The 14,891-nt window shown below is 65.3% G+C and carries 9 protein-coding genes; 6 read left to right on the top strand and 3 right to left on the bottom strand.

Translation table 11 applies throughout. The features are described from left to right. Nucleotides 1-9 precede the first annotated feature (9 nt). The 3 genes from ACH49N_RS27060 to ACH49N_RS27050 all read left to right on the top strand — a co-directional run bounded on the left by ACH49N_RS27060 (nucleotide 10) and on the right by ACH49N_RS27050 (nucleotide 4,038). The gene (locus tag ACH49N_RS27060) at nucleotides 10-1,521 is read left to right on the top strand and encodes an ATP/GTP-binding protein (RefSeq protein ID WP_358275584.1); all 1,512 of its coding nucleotides are present in this window, start codon (nucleotides 10-12) and stop codon (nucleotides 1,519-1,521) included. A gap of 85 nt (nucleotides 1,522-1,606) precedes the next feature. Continuing rightward, a complete protein-coding gene (locus ACH49N_RS27055) occupies nucleotides 1,607-3,451 on the top strand; it encodes a TraM recognition domain-containing protein (RefSeq protein ID WP_358275583.1) in 1,845 nt (614 codons plus the stop codon). Then, on the top strand, nucleotides 3,448-4,038 hold the full coding sequence (locus tag ACH49N_RS27050) for a hypothetical protein (RefSeq protein ID WP_358275581.1): 591 nt from the start codon (nucleotides 3,448-3,450) through the stop codon (nucleotides 4,036-4,038). The genes ACH49N_RS27055 and ACH49N_RS27050 overlap by 4 nt, the downstream gene beginning before the upstream one ends. An 84-nt stretch (nucleotides 4,039-4,122) precedes the next feature. On the opposite strand, the gene ACH49N_RS27045 is transcribed toward ACH49N_RS27050, so the two are convergent. Beyond that, entirely contained in the window at nucleotides 4,123-7,020 is a 2,898-nt protein-coding gene (locus ACH49N_RS27045; RefSeq protein WP_358275579.1) for a hypothetical protein, read from the bottom strand. Nucleotides 7,021-7,290: 270 nt separating this feature from the next. Continuing rightward, entirely contained in the window at nucleotides 7,291-11,838 is a 4,548-nt protein-coding gene (gene mobF / locus ACH49N_RS27040) for a MobF family relaxase (protein ID WP_358275727.1), read from the bottom strand. A 235-nt stretch (nucleotides 11,839-12,073) separates the two neighbouring features. Here mobF and ACH49N_RS27035 point away from each other — a divergent pair, with 235 nt between their 5' ends. The 3 genes from ACH49N_RS27035 to ACH49N_RS27025 all read left to right on the top strand — a co-directional run bounded on the left by ACH49N_RS27035 (nucleotide 12,074) and on the right by ACH49N_RS27025 (nucleotide 13,486). Further along, nucleotides 12,074-12,520 (top strand): hypothetical protein, encoded by a 447-nt coding sequence (locus tag ACH49N_RS27035; RefSeq protein WP_358275577.1) that lies wholly within the window; start codon nucleotides 12,074-12,076, stop codon nucleotides 12,518-12,520. 361 nt (nucleotides 12,521-12,881) lie between these two features. Further along, nucleotides 12,882-13,220, top strand: coding sequence for a hypothetical protein (locus tag ACH49N_RS27030; protein WP_358275575.1), 339 nt, complete (start codon nucleotides 12,882-12,884; stop codon nucleotides 13,218-13,220). A 68-nt stretch (nucleotides 13,221-13,288) separates the two neighbouring features. Further along, nucleotides 13,289-13,486 carry a hypothetical protein gene (locus tag ACH49N_RS27025; RefSeq protein WP_358275573.1) on the top strand — a complete coding sequence of 66 codons (198 nt, stop codon included), beginning with the start codon at nucleotides 13,289-13,291 and terminating at the stop codon, nucleotides 13,484-13,486. Nucleotides 13,487-13,629: 143 nt separating this feature from the next. Here ACH49N_RS27025 and ACH49N_RS27020 read toward each other — a convergent pair whose 3' ends face one another. Beyond that, nucleotides 13,630-14,622 (bottom strand): DUF4192 domain-containing protein, encoded by a 993-nt coding sequence (locus tag ACH49N_RS27020; RefSeq protein ID WP_358275571.1) that lies wholly within the window; start codon nucleotides 14,620-14,622, stop codon nucleotides 13,630-13,632. Between the last annotated feature and the right edge of the window lie 269 nt (nucleotides 14,623-14,891).

Below are 14,891 nucleotides of genomic sequence, written 5' to 3'. Positions count from 1 at the left end.
GCTACCACCATGATGAGCAGTGACACCGTCACCACCCCCGAAGCCCCGAACACTCATCGGCTGCCCGGCCGGAAAGCCGCCCGCCGCTGGTGGTTCGGCGGCGGACGCAAGAAAATCCCCGCGATCACCCCGGACGAGGTGGCCGTCGCGCAGGCCTTCCACAAGATCCCCCGCACCGTCGCCCGCCGGGCGGCGCCGACCCGGAACAAGTGGCTCGACCGGTGGGGGTGGTACGAGGTCCGTGCCGAGGGCTCATGGACCTCCACCCGGCAGGGCGAAGCGCTGAACCTGGCCACCTCCCGTCGCTCGGTCCGTCACGAGGGACTGATGACGGGGCTGAACAAAATCTCCCAATCGATGGTGATCACCGACCCGTTCGCGCTGTACGGCTCGGAAATCGAAAACATCAACGTCGTCGTCATCGGGGACATCGGCAAGGCGAAGTCCTCACTGATCAAGACCGCGATGTGCATGCGCCCCGTGACGCTGCGCCGTCAGGTCGTGGTCATCGACAAGAAGCGCCAAGGCAACAAGGGCGGCGAGTACAGCGGCATCGCCAAGTTCCTCGGCGCCCGCTCGATCCGATTCCGCACCGGCACCCGAGGAATGCGGCTGAACCTGCTCGACCCGGCGATCGCCTCCGGCGGCGCCCGCGTCGACGGCGTCGACCCCGCCGGCCAGGAAGCCCTCGTCGGCGCCGTCACCGAAGACACAATGGGCCGCGAGCTGACCGAGATCGAGAAGAGCGCAGTCGACCTCGCCCTCAAGGTCGTGGGCGCCCGGGCCCGCGCCGAGAACCGCGAACCGATCCTGATCGAACTGTCCGACGAACTCCTCAACCCCAGCCCCGACAGCGCCGACGTCCTCGGCCCACTGTGGGCGGACGAATCCCGCCGGTGGGGCCGCGACCCCGGCCTGGCACTGCGCCGGCTCTGCGAGGGCGACCTCAAGGGCCTCGTCGACGGGGCCACCTCCCCGGAGGTCCGCGAAGCACTCGAGCACCCGTTCGTGCACTTCGACGTCTCCGCGCTGCCCACCAAGGGACCGGCGCTGCGGGTGATCATGACCGTGATCAACACCTGGCTGGCGAACGTCCTCGCCTCCCGCTCGGCCGACCACAAGCAGACCCTGCTGCTGGTCGAAGAGGGCTGGCACGTCGCCGACGGCTCCACCGGCAAGGTGTTTCGCGAGAACATGAAACTCTCCCGCGGCCTGGGACTTTCCACCGTCTCCGCGTTCCACCACATCTCCGACCTGCCACCGGACTCACCGGCGCGGGCGCTGATGAAGGAAGCCGGCATCGTCTTCCTCTACGGGCAGGACCGGCTCGAGGACGCCGAGGAGACCGCCCGGATGTACCACCTGCCACCGGGATCGGTGGAAATCATCATGTCCCTCGACAAAGGCCACTGCCTGGTCAAATACGGCAAAGCCGACCCGATCCTGATGGAACACGTCCGCTCGGACACCGAGATCGCCCTCACCGACACCGACGAAGTGATCAAGGGAGAAGCAGCATGAACCGTCCGCACATCGAAGACGCCCTCACCCGATCAGTCCCGGAAGCCTTGTCACCCATCGCCGCCGACCCGATCGGAGACCGGTCGTGAACACCGCACCGCAGGCCCCACCCCCACGCGTCGTCCCGTACGGATTCTTCCCGGCGGTGAGCGTCGCTGCCGGTGTCGTGCTCAGCGTCGTCGGTGGCGGTTACCTCTCCGGTGTCCTCGCCGGCCACGGCGGCGCATTGCCCACCGGTGTGTACGGGTTCCTCGACGTCCTGAAGGGCCTATTCCTCTCGCCCGGCGATCCGGCGGCGGCCTGGCCGGAAGGCTCGCAGCCCGGGGGACCGGTGCTGACCTGGGCGTGCATAGGTTTCCTCGCCCTGGCCTGCACCGGCATCGGAATCGTCGTCAGCACTCGGATGATGCTGCGGCAGGCCCAGCGCAAGGCCCGCGAGCGTGGCCACGCCGACCGGAAGGAGCTGGCCGTCCGCGGGCTGACCGGGAAGGAAGCGGTCAAGGCCGCCAAGTCCAACCGGCTTTCGCTGCGCGAGACCGCAAGCCGCAAGATCACCGCCAGCGAGGTCGCGCTGCGCCTCGGGCGGCTCTACGGCAGCCGCTCGGCCGCCGACGACGTGTTCTTGCAGTACCGCGACGGTGTGATGATCGAGGGTGCCACCGGATCGGGTAAGTCTTGGCGCATCGCCTGGCACCGGATCGTGGCCTCGGCCGGGTTCGCACTGGTCACCTCCACCAAACCCGATCTGTTGTGGTCGACCGTGTCGCATCGTCTGCGCGTCGGCAAGGTGCGGGTATTCGACCCCGAGAACATCACCCGGTGGCCGAAGGACATGCGGCTGCGGTGGTCGCTGCTGGCCGGCTGCGAGGACCCCGACACCGCGATCCGCCGGGCGGCGGCGCTGGTGAACGTCCTCCCAGCCGATGACTCGAAGAATGCCTCGTACTTCAAGGGCAAGGCCGCGGTGCTGATGCGGTGCTACCTGTACGCGGCCGCGCACCTGGGAAAAGACCTACGCACGGTGCGGGTCTGGGCAGCCTCTCGCGGCGTGCAGGAGGTACGCGAACTCCTCGCCGCCGAGCTGCCGGACTGGGCGGCCGACCTCGAACAGATCCTCGACTCGAAATCCGACTCCTCCGACGACGTCCTCGGTGCCACCACACAACTGCTCGAGTCGCTGGCCTCGCCGATGCTCCTCGCCGCCGTCGACGTGCCGATCGACGAGTCCGAAAACCTCGAGGATCTGGTGGCCGGACCAAACACCGTCTACCTGGTCTCCGACGGAAAGAGCGGCTCATGCCGGGCATTCACTTCCGTCCTCGCCGCCGAGATCTACCACCTCGGCAAGAAAGTCGGCCGCCAGATGCCGCAAGAGCGGTTGGATCCACCGATGTCCCTGGTCCTCGACGAGGTCAACAACGTCGCACCCATCCCGGACCTGCCCTCGCTCATCACCGACTCCGGCGGCGGTGGCATCTCGATCTGGGCGTTCTCCCACGGTGAGCTACAGAACAAGAAGCGGTGGGGCACCTACGAGGGCGAAATGTTCACCACCACCTCACCGGTGCGGGTGATCCTGCCCGGCCTGATGGACGACGCGGAGTTGGCGTCGATCTCCCGGCTGCTCGGCGACTACGACGAATGGCACACCCCGCATCACGCACCGAGATCGCGGCCGGTGATGTCGATCCGGAACCTGCGGGAAATGCCCGCCGATCAGGCGATCATCCTCTACCGCGGCGCCGCACCAGCATTGGTGCACCTGCCGACGGTGTGGAACGTGCCCACGCTCAAAGCCGAGGTCGACGCCTCCGAGGAGGTCTACAACCAGATCTGCGAAGACGGTGAGCTGCCGGATTGGGCCGCCGAAGCGTCCGAGAAGGACCAGGCCGATGACGTCGACGCTCGCGAGTCAGTGGCGTTGTCGTGAGCGACAAGTTCACGCCCGGTCCCTTCGCCTGGCCGCACCTCGACGAGACCGCCGCGAATGAGTTGTGGACGGAACTAATCGAATGGGTCGCCTGGTTGCGGGAGCGATACGCGCTGCGCGAGGTGCGTCCGTGCTGGTTCCATCACGGGTCGATGGTCGAAGAGCTCACGGCGGCGATGTCGGCGTGGAAGGCCACCTACGGTGCTGCCAAGGACACGCACTACTCCACCGGCCCGGCGTACTGGCACCAGCAGGTTCTCGCGCCGATGCTGGGCCGGTTCCGGACCAGCGCCGAGTTCGAGACCTGCACAGGAGCAAAGTGTGACTACCAGGAGAAACCTCGCCCGGTTCTCGACGATCTCGTCAAGTTCATCGCCGCGGACATCGCGAACCGTTCCACCTCCGGCTCCAGGTCAGGAACCGCTGCGGCTACGCCGGCCTCGGTCGACGTAGCCACGATGATGGGCTACATCGACCAGGGCGAGGCCGAACCCGAAGATCCCGCCGACGAATTCTCACCCGTCAGGTGGGAAGGCCATCGGTGGGAAATCTCCGACGACACCGGGGAGTACCTGCCGGCGGTGTGAATGCCTACCCGAACACTGGTGACGAGACCCAGAACGGACCGCGACCGGAGGAGAGGGCGACTTGACACAGTCGAACTGCTGGCCTCAACGCGAAAACACAGGTCGACCGACTTCCTCAAGCACTTGTTTGCCCACTCTCCTCCGGACTATCAACGGCCGAAGCGCTTCTTGCACTGTGGTCGCTACAGGCCAAAGTTCGACCTCAAGACCTTCCAGCGTCAGCGCCAAGGCAGTTTCAATATCTGGATCGTCCAGGATCGCATAAAGCGGTTTCAGACTGATTTTCTTTGTCCGATCGACCACCACAGTCTGGTACTGCGCATCTCTGTGAACAGACACTCGATCAAAGACATCTAGCGCTCGAACCAGTGGAGTCATTCGTTCTGGTGGAAATCCAAAAAGCTCATGCCGGTCAAGTTCCCTCACCAAGATGTCTCGAATGGTCATCGCGCGGCCCGCCTCAGATGGCAGAAAGTCGCGTTGCCGGGGTGAACTGCCCGAATACCAGTCCTTTAGTGGCCGGACAACTTCCTCGGGAAGATCAAGAACGGTCAACGTATGTTCGGCTTTTAGTTTGACAGAGCGGATTCTCTTAAGAGCATTCAGCAGGAAGACGGCATTGACCTGAGGGAGCCCACCCGCTTTCACTCCCTTGACGAGTTCATCGAATAGGTAATCCCGGTCCTGAGTCCCACAAGCTTGCGCGAGCACACCTGCCATCTCCAGGTCGCGGTAACTGGGGTACGTCTCTAGACGACTCAGTGCCAGTCTGATGTACGGCCGCCTCGTGTTGGGAGCACGCGATGCGAATCCGTCGGCAAGGATGTTGCATGCTAGTACAGGTGCGGTCGGAGTGATCTTGTTCAGCGGCCCGGCCTGGCTGTCGATTCGCTGAACAACTTCGACGAGTTTCTGGTGAAGGTACTCACGCTCTTTGAAGATGCGCCCGGCGGCCAGCAGCCAAACATTCCGCCAGTGCGGATGGTGGGCAGTAATTTCCAGCAACTTCAGAACCTTATCGTCTTGACCAGCGGTCAGCGCATTGGCCGTCATCAGCTCCTGCAGACTACGAATCTCAAAACCCACCCGATCGTCGTTGGGGACCAGAAGAACAAGTCGATGAGTTGCAGCCTCGACGAGTTTGCCGGCGACTCGATCGATCTCCCTCTGCGTGTAAGCATGATGGGCCAACCTCGCGCGGACGATGCCCTCAAGCTGGGTCATCGGCATTGTGCTCTCGACATTGCCCCCTTCGGACTCGACGTGAAGTTGTAGCGCCACGTGGTAGTGCAGGTACTCAATGTCGGAGCGGTACTCGTTGAGAATCTTTGACACAGGGGAGCGTTTGTCGATTTCTCGTTGGTAAACCGTGCTGAAGTAGATCGAGAACAGGCTGTACCGGTCCAGGGGCAACGTACCGAAGCTCTCCACGATAAAAGACATGATGGTCACCTGTAGCGGTGTCTCCATAAGGTGCCGAGTCCTGCGCTCCTCGGCTGCATCACTCAGCCGTTGCAGCACCTGCTCTTGAAGGTCTGGATCCCCCTTCAACCGGGCCGCGACCAGAACCTGACTGAAGAGCCGGGACTCGGCGCGAGACAGCTTCTCCAAGGCCAGTTCGGTGAATCGAGTGGGATCGAAACGTTCGTCATACCCTAAGGGTCTCGTCGTGGATACCACGAGAAGGTCGGCGTTGAGAGAATCCGCAGTCGTCAGCAGGTCGGAGACACGGTCCATCAAGTCCTGGCGCGTGCTCGCTTCGCTGACCTCATCTAGGCCGTCAAGGATCACGAGCCAAGGCCATGCTCGTAGCCAACTTTGCAACTGACTCGCTGTAATCGGCTGGTCAGATCGTTTTGCGATCCTCTGCGCCAAGAATTCGAAGACGCTAGTATCTGGCGCAGCAGTTAGGGTTTCAGCATATGCAGTGAGATCTATTCGCATTGGCCATCGGAGGTTTCTTGGCGCCGGGATCTGCGACTGCGCCATTGCGTTCCGCGTGGCCTTGACGATGTCTTCGACGTCGCGCGTCATGGGGCCGCGAGCCAGGAGCTCAGCACGGTAGATCTGTGCGAGCAGACCGCTAAGTGTGGTCTTTCCTTGTCCCGGTCCCCCAATGATGACCCAATGCGGTCGTTCAACTCTGTCGTCGATGTTTCGCCGTAGGACGGCGTCTGCATGCTTGATGAGGTGCGCAATCGCACTCACCCTGTGAGCTTCGCCGTCGATGAACTTTGCAGGAAGGTCTCGCCCGACCTCCTCGAGCGTTGCCTTTTGCCCCGAAGTTGCGCCAGCTTCCGAAAATCGGACCCAATGCTCACTGTGGAGGCACATTGCAGCATGGTGACGCATCGCTGGCCCGAGTTCGGGCAGGCTGGCCCCTGACGTGTGGTCTCCGATGCGCGCGAGGACATCGCCCACCGTCAAAAGTCCAGGAAAGGCGTGTCTGATGGATTCGGCGTCGTCGAGGAACGTGTTGATCTGGTCGCTAGGCCAGATGCGGATGTCTTTAAGACCGAGCTCGCTGACGGCGTCCGACTTGTCCTTCAGTCGTCCGCGAATATGGCTGTAGAGCGTGTCGATTCCGCCCGTTTTACCCTTCGCGGATAGCCGGACGTTCGAGGCGATGATCAGGTACTTCGGCGCGCGCTCACGAGTGCCCTTTTCAATCGATTCGACCCAGCGATTGAGCTCACCATCGATCTGGCCCTTCAGCCAGGCGGTGTTTTTGTGGAGCTCAACGGCCTCCTGGTGATAGTGAAATTTTGCCTGTACAACGGTGTAACCGCTCCACTTACCTCTGTCCGCAGGATCGGCAGTAGTCGCGGACCAATTGATCGGTCCGTCGAAAGTTGCCTCACGACCACCGTCTGGGCCATCCCCGAATACTTGGATGCCTGGGCCGAGGAATTTCGCGCAGAGACTCACAACCAGCTGCTCGAATGATCGATCTCCGAGCTGATTGATGTCGTAATCGGGCACCGACTAATGATGCCCTACGGCGCAACGGGTATACCCAGTCGCTTCGAGCACATTCTCGGCTGAGCATGTAGCTTCGCGGCGGCCACCGTCACCCACCGGCGGGTCGGTGTCCCGGGGACCGGAGCGAAACAACAAGTCAGCTGGCTGACTCTCTCGGCTCGGGCGCAGGACGGAAAAAGCGGTCCGGGAAGACTGCCCAAACCTGGACAGACTCGGCACCCGTATGTCGCCCCAGAATCCGAGACCGATGATGGAGACCAGTAAGCATGCTCAGGATCCGCGGCGACCCCGCTGATGCCCGTGCTCCGCCGAGATTGAACGAGCTTGTTCCTGAATTTGCCGATCGTGTTCGGCGGTCTCCTGTTGACGACCCTGGCGCTGTTGTTCTTCGCGGTGTTCGTCGACGTGATCCTGGTAGGTCTGCACCCGGTCGTGGACTGAGTGGAAGTCGCCGAGTTCGGCCTTGTGGTCGCGGCGGTCACCGGCGAGTGAGGTGGTGTCGGTGACCCGGTAGGTGCTGCGGTAGGCGTGGACCTCGGCCGCTGCCCGATCCCATTCGGCAGCCAGGTCGGTCTCGTCGGGGCGCGGTCCGAGGTGCCTGGTCCAGGCGAGGTTGGCGGGGAGTTCGACGGCCTCGTTATCGGGTTCCGCCGCCCTCGCTGCGCTGGTGCCGATCTCGCGGACGCTGGCGTCGTGCGCGGCGGCGATGCCGGTGTATTCGTCGCGCAGCTGCTGGGCAAGCTCGGCATCGACCGTGTGGGCGTCGGCGTCGGGGGAGGACAGCCAGTGGGGTGCGGCCGGGTTGGTCGGCTGGTGTCCTATCGGTGCGATCTCGTCGAGCGCGTCGACGACACGGCCGATGCTGGACATGGTCCCGGCGTGCTCGGCGAGTTCTGCACAGAGGTCGGCGAGACCGCGTCCACCTGAGGTTGTGTGGACGCGTAGTCGCCCGGCGATGTCGTTCCATCGGGGGTCGTCGCCGTGATCGGCCATCGCGGCCGCAACGGGCAGGTACTCGCGGAGGATCTCGTGGTTCTCGTCGAGCCACCGGGCGTTGAGGTCTCGGGTCGCCGTGGTCAGCGTGGGTCCGATGTCGCTGGCGAGGGAGACCGCGGTGATCCGCTTGCCCTGCTCAGCGAGGCGGTGAGCGTGCCACTGGAGAACCTCGGCCGGGTCGAGGCCCGCGAGGGCGGCGTTGCGGAGCTGGCGGCCGAGCCACCACGCGGCCTTGTCCGCGGTAATGGTGGCGGCTGTCTCCGGGTCGAACACGGCCTCGACCGGGCGTCGCACCCGTTCGCGGTCAAGCACGGTGCGAGTCTGCCGGTAGGCGCGGATCTTCGCCCCGATGCCGTCGACATCGTGCTCGGCGGGACGGGCCTCGGCGTACAGCTCGGCGACGGTGCGGGCGTAGTCGTCGAGTTCCATATCGGTGTGCGGGACGCGCGGGGGCAGGGGTGGAAGCACCGCCTCGGTGGGCTCACCAACCACCGCGACAGCCTTGGTGATTCGGGTGTTCAAGACGGCGGCGGCGTCGCGGGCGGTGTGCAGTTCACCGGAGGTGAGGGCGTCGTTGAGGACTCGGGTGGCGCTGTCGCCGCGGTCGTGGATCTCGGCGAGGGTCGCGCGGAGGGCAGCGAGGCTGCCCGGGTGTGCCACTTCCATGGTCGCAAGCATCGTGGCGGGGAGTGACCGGTCGAGGAGGTGGTCGAGCCACCGATCCCGGAGCCGAGTTTGCGCGGCGAGGTATGCCTCGCGGAGTCGTTCGGGGCTCTTCGCGTGCCGGGTGGCCTCCCGGATTTCGGTGATGGCCGCTTTGTGTCCGTTGTCGGCCGCGAGGATCTTTCGCAACACGTCGTGCGCCTGTGGGGTCTGGTGTTCGCCGAGGTGCATGCCCTCGGTGTCCTGGGTGACGCCGGGTTCGGTGGGCACGTACAGGTGGTTCTCGGTGCGGCCCCGAGTGACCGCGACGTAGAGGCCGGCGCGGTTGGTGGCTCCGGTGACGGCGGTGTGGGAGGTGTCGACGGTGATGCCTTGGCTGCGGTGCACGGTGGCGGCGTAGCCGAGTTCGGTGTCGCGGCGCACGTACTTCGCGGGCAGCACGATTCTGCCGTCGTGGGCCTTGCTGCGCACTGTCAGTGAGCCGTCGGGGTTCACGGCGGTGACGGTCCATAGGTCGCCGTTGCGGACGAACATGTTCCGCCGGCGGCCACCCAAGGTGCGCAGAGTCCGGTCGTTGCGGCGGGTCAGGACGGTGTCGCCGACCCCGGCGGTGAGTTCGTCCGACAGCACGGTGGTGTGGGCTTCGTCGGCGATGCCGCGGCCGCGTTGGTGTGCCTGCACGGCAAGGTTGACCTCGCGGACATCGTCTCCGGTGGAGAGCATCACGATGGATTGCAGACCGGCGTCGGTGTCGGCGATGTAGGCGGCCGCGGCCTGGTCTTTCATCTCGGTGGCGGTGCCACTGTGGATCCAGCCGCGGTCGTCGAACAACTCCAGGCTTTCCGGGTTCCCGGCGCGGACTTGCAGCGAGTTGTCGGCCTGTTCGAGGTCGTCGCCGAACCGGACCACGTCGGTGAGTTCGGGTGCCTTGGTCTCTTCGGCGAGCAGCCGCAGGGCGCCACCGGTTTCGACGGCGTCGAGCTGGGCGGGGTCGCCGAGCAGGCGGACGATCGCCCCTCTTGCGCGGGCGATGTCGGTGATTGCAGCGAGGTCCTTGGTGGAGGCGAGGGATGCCTCGTCGACCAGAAGCATCGTCCCCGGGGTGATCTCGATCGAGGACGGGAGAGTGCCCGGCTGGTCGCCGATGACCCCCCGCCAGGGGTAGGTCAGGGTGGCGAGGGTGTGGGCTTGCACCCCGATTTCCTCTCCCAGGGTTTCGGCTGCAACGGCGGACGGGGCGAGTGCAATGACCTGGTAGCCGATCTCCTGCCAGGTGTCAGCGACGGCCTTCATGGAGGTGGTCTTGCCGGTGCCGGCGGGCCCGATCCCGACCGCGAGCAGGGCACCGCTGCCCACGAAATGCTCGGCCAGTGCCCGTTGCCCGGCGTTGAGGGTCCGGCCGGTGTCCTTGGCACCGGCCGCGATGACCCGATCGAGCTGGGCCTGCGGTGCAACGTAGGCGGTCGGCGTTTTCGTCGCGTCGAGCAGGGTTTGCTCGGCGGCGATCACATCGTGGGAGGTGTGCAGGTTCGAGCCGGGAGTGGTGAGGATGAACTCGCCGGTGCGGCGGCGCAATGCATCCGGGGCAGGCGGCAACACCGGGGTCGGCAGGTGCACCGAGGACCCGAGGACGTGGGCGGTGACGGCCTGCACCGCGGCCTGGCGGGCGGCTTCGGTCGGGAAGGACACGGCGGCGAAGTTCGCTTCGACGGCGCTGTGAATGTGGGGGAGCGCCCACGTTGCGCGGGCATTCTCGAGGCGGGTGAGAACGGCCCGTGCCTCGTCCTCGACCGAGGTCATGCGGCGCATCGTGGGATGCTGCCGCTGCCCGGCGGCGTGCGCGTCGCGGACCTGCCGCCACTGCGTCATCAGGGTGTGCACGTGCTGATCGCTGCCAAGAACCTGGGCGGAGCGGACACGCCAGGCCTGTTGCATCTCGACGAGTGTCTGCGGTTGCTGCTTGCCTTCTCGGGTGTCGAGGTTCGCCTGCTGGTACAGCCCGAACATGGCCTTAGGGGAGGGCATCCTGCCGTGCTCGGCGCGGTACTCGGCGACGAGTTGGTCGCGGCGGACCTCGATCTCGGTGCGCCTCGAGGAGAACATTTCCCGCAGCTGTTCGGGGACCTCGGCGACCTCGACGACGTCCTGGCGGCCACGCCCGGTGGACCGGGCGGTGAGGCCGAAGCCGAGTTCGGTGTGCAACTTCGACATGATCTGGGCGTTGTACCGCTGCGAGGCGGCGACGCCGTAGCGGTGCATCGTCGACCCGTCCAGGGCGCGCCATTTGCCGTCGGATTCGGTGCGCACCTTGATCGAGACCACGGCGTGGGTGTGCAGGTTCGGATCGCCTGCGCGGGAGTCGTAGTGGTCGTAGAGGGTGGCCACGAACCCGGTGGTGTCCTGGGTTTCCTGGCTGGTGGATCCGGTGCGGGTGAAGCACGCGTGCTGCTCGTACCAGCCCAGCGTTTCGGTGATCGTGTCGTGGTGAATCCGCTCGATCTCGCGGCGGGTGTCGTCGTCGGCGAGGGCCCACACCACCGACACACTCTTGGGCGGAGTGAACACCAGGTCGTACCCGGCGACGGGCTGGCGAACCTTCGACTTCTCGGCGCTGATCCACGACCGAAGCTCCCGCCGATCCTGCGGCGGGCGGGCGTGCTGGCCGGTGAACAGCCGCAGCGCTTCCCGGTCCATCAGGGCCTGGGACTCGGCCTTATTCGGCCGCCGGCCGTGCTCGATCGCATAGGACTCGACCGCGGACCGGTGCGCCTTCAGCAGGGGGATCTCGTTGGCGAAGGAGGGGAACTTACGGCCCAGCCGGGCGGCCTTGAGAGCCTTCTCGGCGGGGATGCCGTCGGCGATGCCGGCGGCGATCATCGGCTCGGCGTTAGGATGCATGCCCTCACCGAACAGGGCCTTCATCTGGGTCTCGGATACCACCTGGCCGAGGGCGATTCGCTGCTCGTCGGAGACGTCGATTCCGGCGTCCATGCTCGCCAGGTCGGGCAATGCGGAGCCGAACCAGCGGCCCGGGGGAGTGCCGTGCGCGGTGTAGTAGTCGGTCAGCTCCTGGCCGTGCTCGAGCTCGCGGTCAGCGGTGGCGACCTGCTTAGTGAGGTACTCGTAGCCATCGCCCGCGTGCAGCACGTGGAGCGTCATCACACGGGCAACAGTAGCCGCCGGATACGACGCCGAAAGGTGCGACACCCCACGAAGTCTGAAATTCAGCAAGAGGTGTGTCTGAACTTCCTTCCTTGAAATCGCGAGATAGCCCGATGACCAGGCCGTTCAGGCTCGGTGCCCGAAATCGGACGAGATCGCGGCGGGAAAAGGCGAAAGGTGTTGTCGGCGTTTTGAACGAAGGATGTCGTAGCAGGCAGGTAGGCTCCCGCACATGGCGTCCTCTAACAAAGCAACGATCAGCGCGCGCGAGCGCGTCCGAAAGGCGAACGCGGAGCGGCTCGCCGCCGAGCAGGCCCGATTGAAGCAGAACGAAGACGATCTCGTCGCGTTCTTCAACTCCACCGCCGAAATCGAGAAGGCCGATTCCGACGTCGAGGAGAAGATCCGGAAGATTCGTGCCGAAGCCGAGCAGAAGAAGGCCAACGCTCTAACCCGGCAGGCCGCGGCCGTTCTCGGGCTCAAGCAACGCGGCGAGTCGACATCGGCCATCGCGGAGATGACCGAACTGTCTGAAGCGAGGGTGCGGGAGTTGGTGCGCCTGGCGAAGCCGAAGACGAAACCGGCGGCCGAGGCGGTTGCCGAACCTGCCCCGAAGCCGGTCACCGAATCGCCGACCGCGGAGAACAACTCCGACGAAGCCGAGCAGCTCGCGTCCTGACATCCGTATGAGACCCACGACGGTGCCCACCGCCAACGGTTATCCACATTTGGTGGGCTGCGACCGATTGTGCGTTACCTGAGACCGAGCGGAGCGGAATGAGAAGTCTCGGGTATCCACATGAGGGATCTCGCAGTCCCCATCTGTGGGTCACCGTCCGCGACACCGGCGCGGCGAAAAGGACGTGACAGCGTGAACCCGCAGCACCTAACGCTTCCCGCAGCGGGCAGTGCGGAGCGGCAACGATTCGAGAAGTTCATCGTGCGCGGTCCGCGGCCGACCGACTGCTGGATCTTCGCCGGCGCCATCGCCGACGACGGGTACGGCCTTCTGGGTTTCACGCAACGGCCGTCAGAAGGTGGTGCGCCCGCACCGATACGCGCTGGCGATCGAACTCGGCCGCCCACTGACCGACGACGAGGTCGCGTTGCACGAAGTCTGCGACAACCCGATCTGTGTGAGGGCGTCGGAAGCGTTAGGTCGTCCGCACGTCGTGCTCGGCACGCAGGCACAGAATCTCGCCGGGATGGGTGCGAAGGGGCGCGGCGGCGGCCGCGGTCAGATATGGCATTGGTACGGACCCGATCGGGCGGCACGCGCAGCGCGTTCGCGGGCATTGCGTGAAGCGGTGCGCGGCGGGTGGGACGACGACGCCGTACAGGCGGCGTTCCTGCACACCGACACACCGACCTTGTTCTGAAGCAGCAGGATCGACAACACGATCCGCCCGCCCCGACGGGAAACGTTAGGCCGATGGAAGGGGAGCGTATGAGCGAGAACGCAACACCGGTGCAACGGTCGGACATCGAGGCGACGTTGTATCACCTGACCAAGCACACCTGGGAGGTGTCCGACGCAGACCTCGAGGCTGTCGTCGCGGGCACGCCTGTCAACGCCGGACCGTCGAACGAAGCGAGAATCGACGTTGCCTTTCCGGATCCGCACGCGTTGAAGGACTACCTCTAGCAACCGCCGGCCGCGCAACACGACATGTGGTGCGCGCGCAGACGCGCAGAGGGTGTTCGGGCTCGATGCCCGAACACCCTCTACCCTGACCGGGAGCGCACCCCCGAACGTAGCCTGTCCGGGGGCGCGCTCCCTATCTGTTGTCAGTCGAACTCGACACCCAACTTCTGGGCGCTCTCGACCCCGGCGGCGGTGAGTCCAGCGATCGTGTCCGGGCGCATTGCGCGTTGCAATGCAATGTCGAGCAGGTCGAGCAACCGGGTCTCCGCCTCGGGTGCATCGTCGGCGCTGGCGCGGGCGGCGTCGATTGCAATGCCCGCTTCCGGGCCGGTTCCGGCGATGTAGGCGAAGTAGGCGGTGATGGTGAGGGTTTGCACGCGGGCCTGGCCGCGTACCTGGTTGGCGACCAGGATCATTGCCGCGTGTGCCTCGGCCGCCCCGTAGTGGGCGAGTCCGAGAAACGCGTCGCGCTGTGTCGGTCCGCTCGCGGCGACCAGCCCCACGCGGGCGGCGAGGTCGGCGCTCGGGATTTCACCGTTGCGGATGACGGCGGCGAACTCGGTGATGGTTGCGCGCGCGAAGTCGTCACCCTGTTCGGCGGCGGCCCGAGCGGCGATGCGGGGATCCGCTTCCGCGGCGAGACCGTAGCGGGCGGCGATCGCGGTGCGTGAGGTGGCAACGTTGCGGCCGTCGAACACTACGGCCGCGTGGACGGCGGAGGTGGTCGGGTCCGGCACTGCACCGCGCTCGAGGGTGTCGAGGTCGATCCACATTGATCCCTCGGTGAGTTCAGCGGTGTGCAGCGACAACACCGGGGCGACGCCCTCGGCCGCGAGACGGTCGCGCAGTGTCGTCATGTTGTCGAGTGCTGCCGCCGCGCCGAGTCCGCCCGCGATCACGGCAAGGATCACACCGGTGACGTTCTCGCGGGCGGCAATGCCGCACAACCGTTCGGCGGAAATCTCGGCGTCCTGGTCGGCGTCGTACCGGGCCGCGACCACGATACGGGTGCCGGTGATGCCGTCGGCATCGTCGAGCTGACCGAGCAGAATCGCCACGATGGACTGCACCGGAGTAAATCCCAGCATCGCGGGAATCGCGGCGAGTACATCGGTGGCGGTGCGAAGGCGGATCATAGAAACGCTCCTTGCGAGAAGTAGGTGAGCCGGACCGGAGTCCCGCCCGTTCTTTTGCCGTTCTGGCAAGGAAAAATTTGGGCCGGTATGAGGGGGCCGGAGTGCAACCCCTGGGCCGGAGAAGTTTTCGCGGGGAGCTTGCGAGTCGCGGAAAGTTGTCCGGAGCCGTAGGCCGGCGCTTGCGCCGCCAGGGGTTGTGCGCAGGTCACCGCCGGCCAAAATTGGTTGCCAGAAGGGAAAAAGAGAAGAACGCTTTTGCGGTGCGGAGC

It is taken from the genome of Rhodococcus sp. NPDC019647, from assembly GCF_044389235.1.
GTDB classification, from domain to species: domain Bacteria; phylum Actinomycetota; class Actinomycetes; order Mycobacteriales; family Mycobacteriaceae; genus Rhodococcus_F; species Rhodococcus_F oxybenzonivorans.
This window is presented reverse-complemented; position numbering and strand designations above follow the sequence as displayed.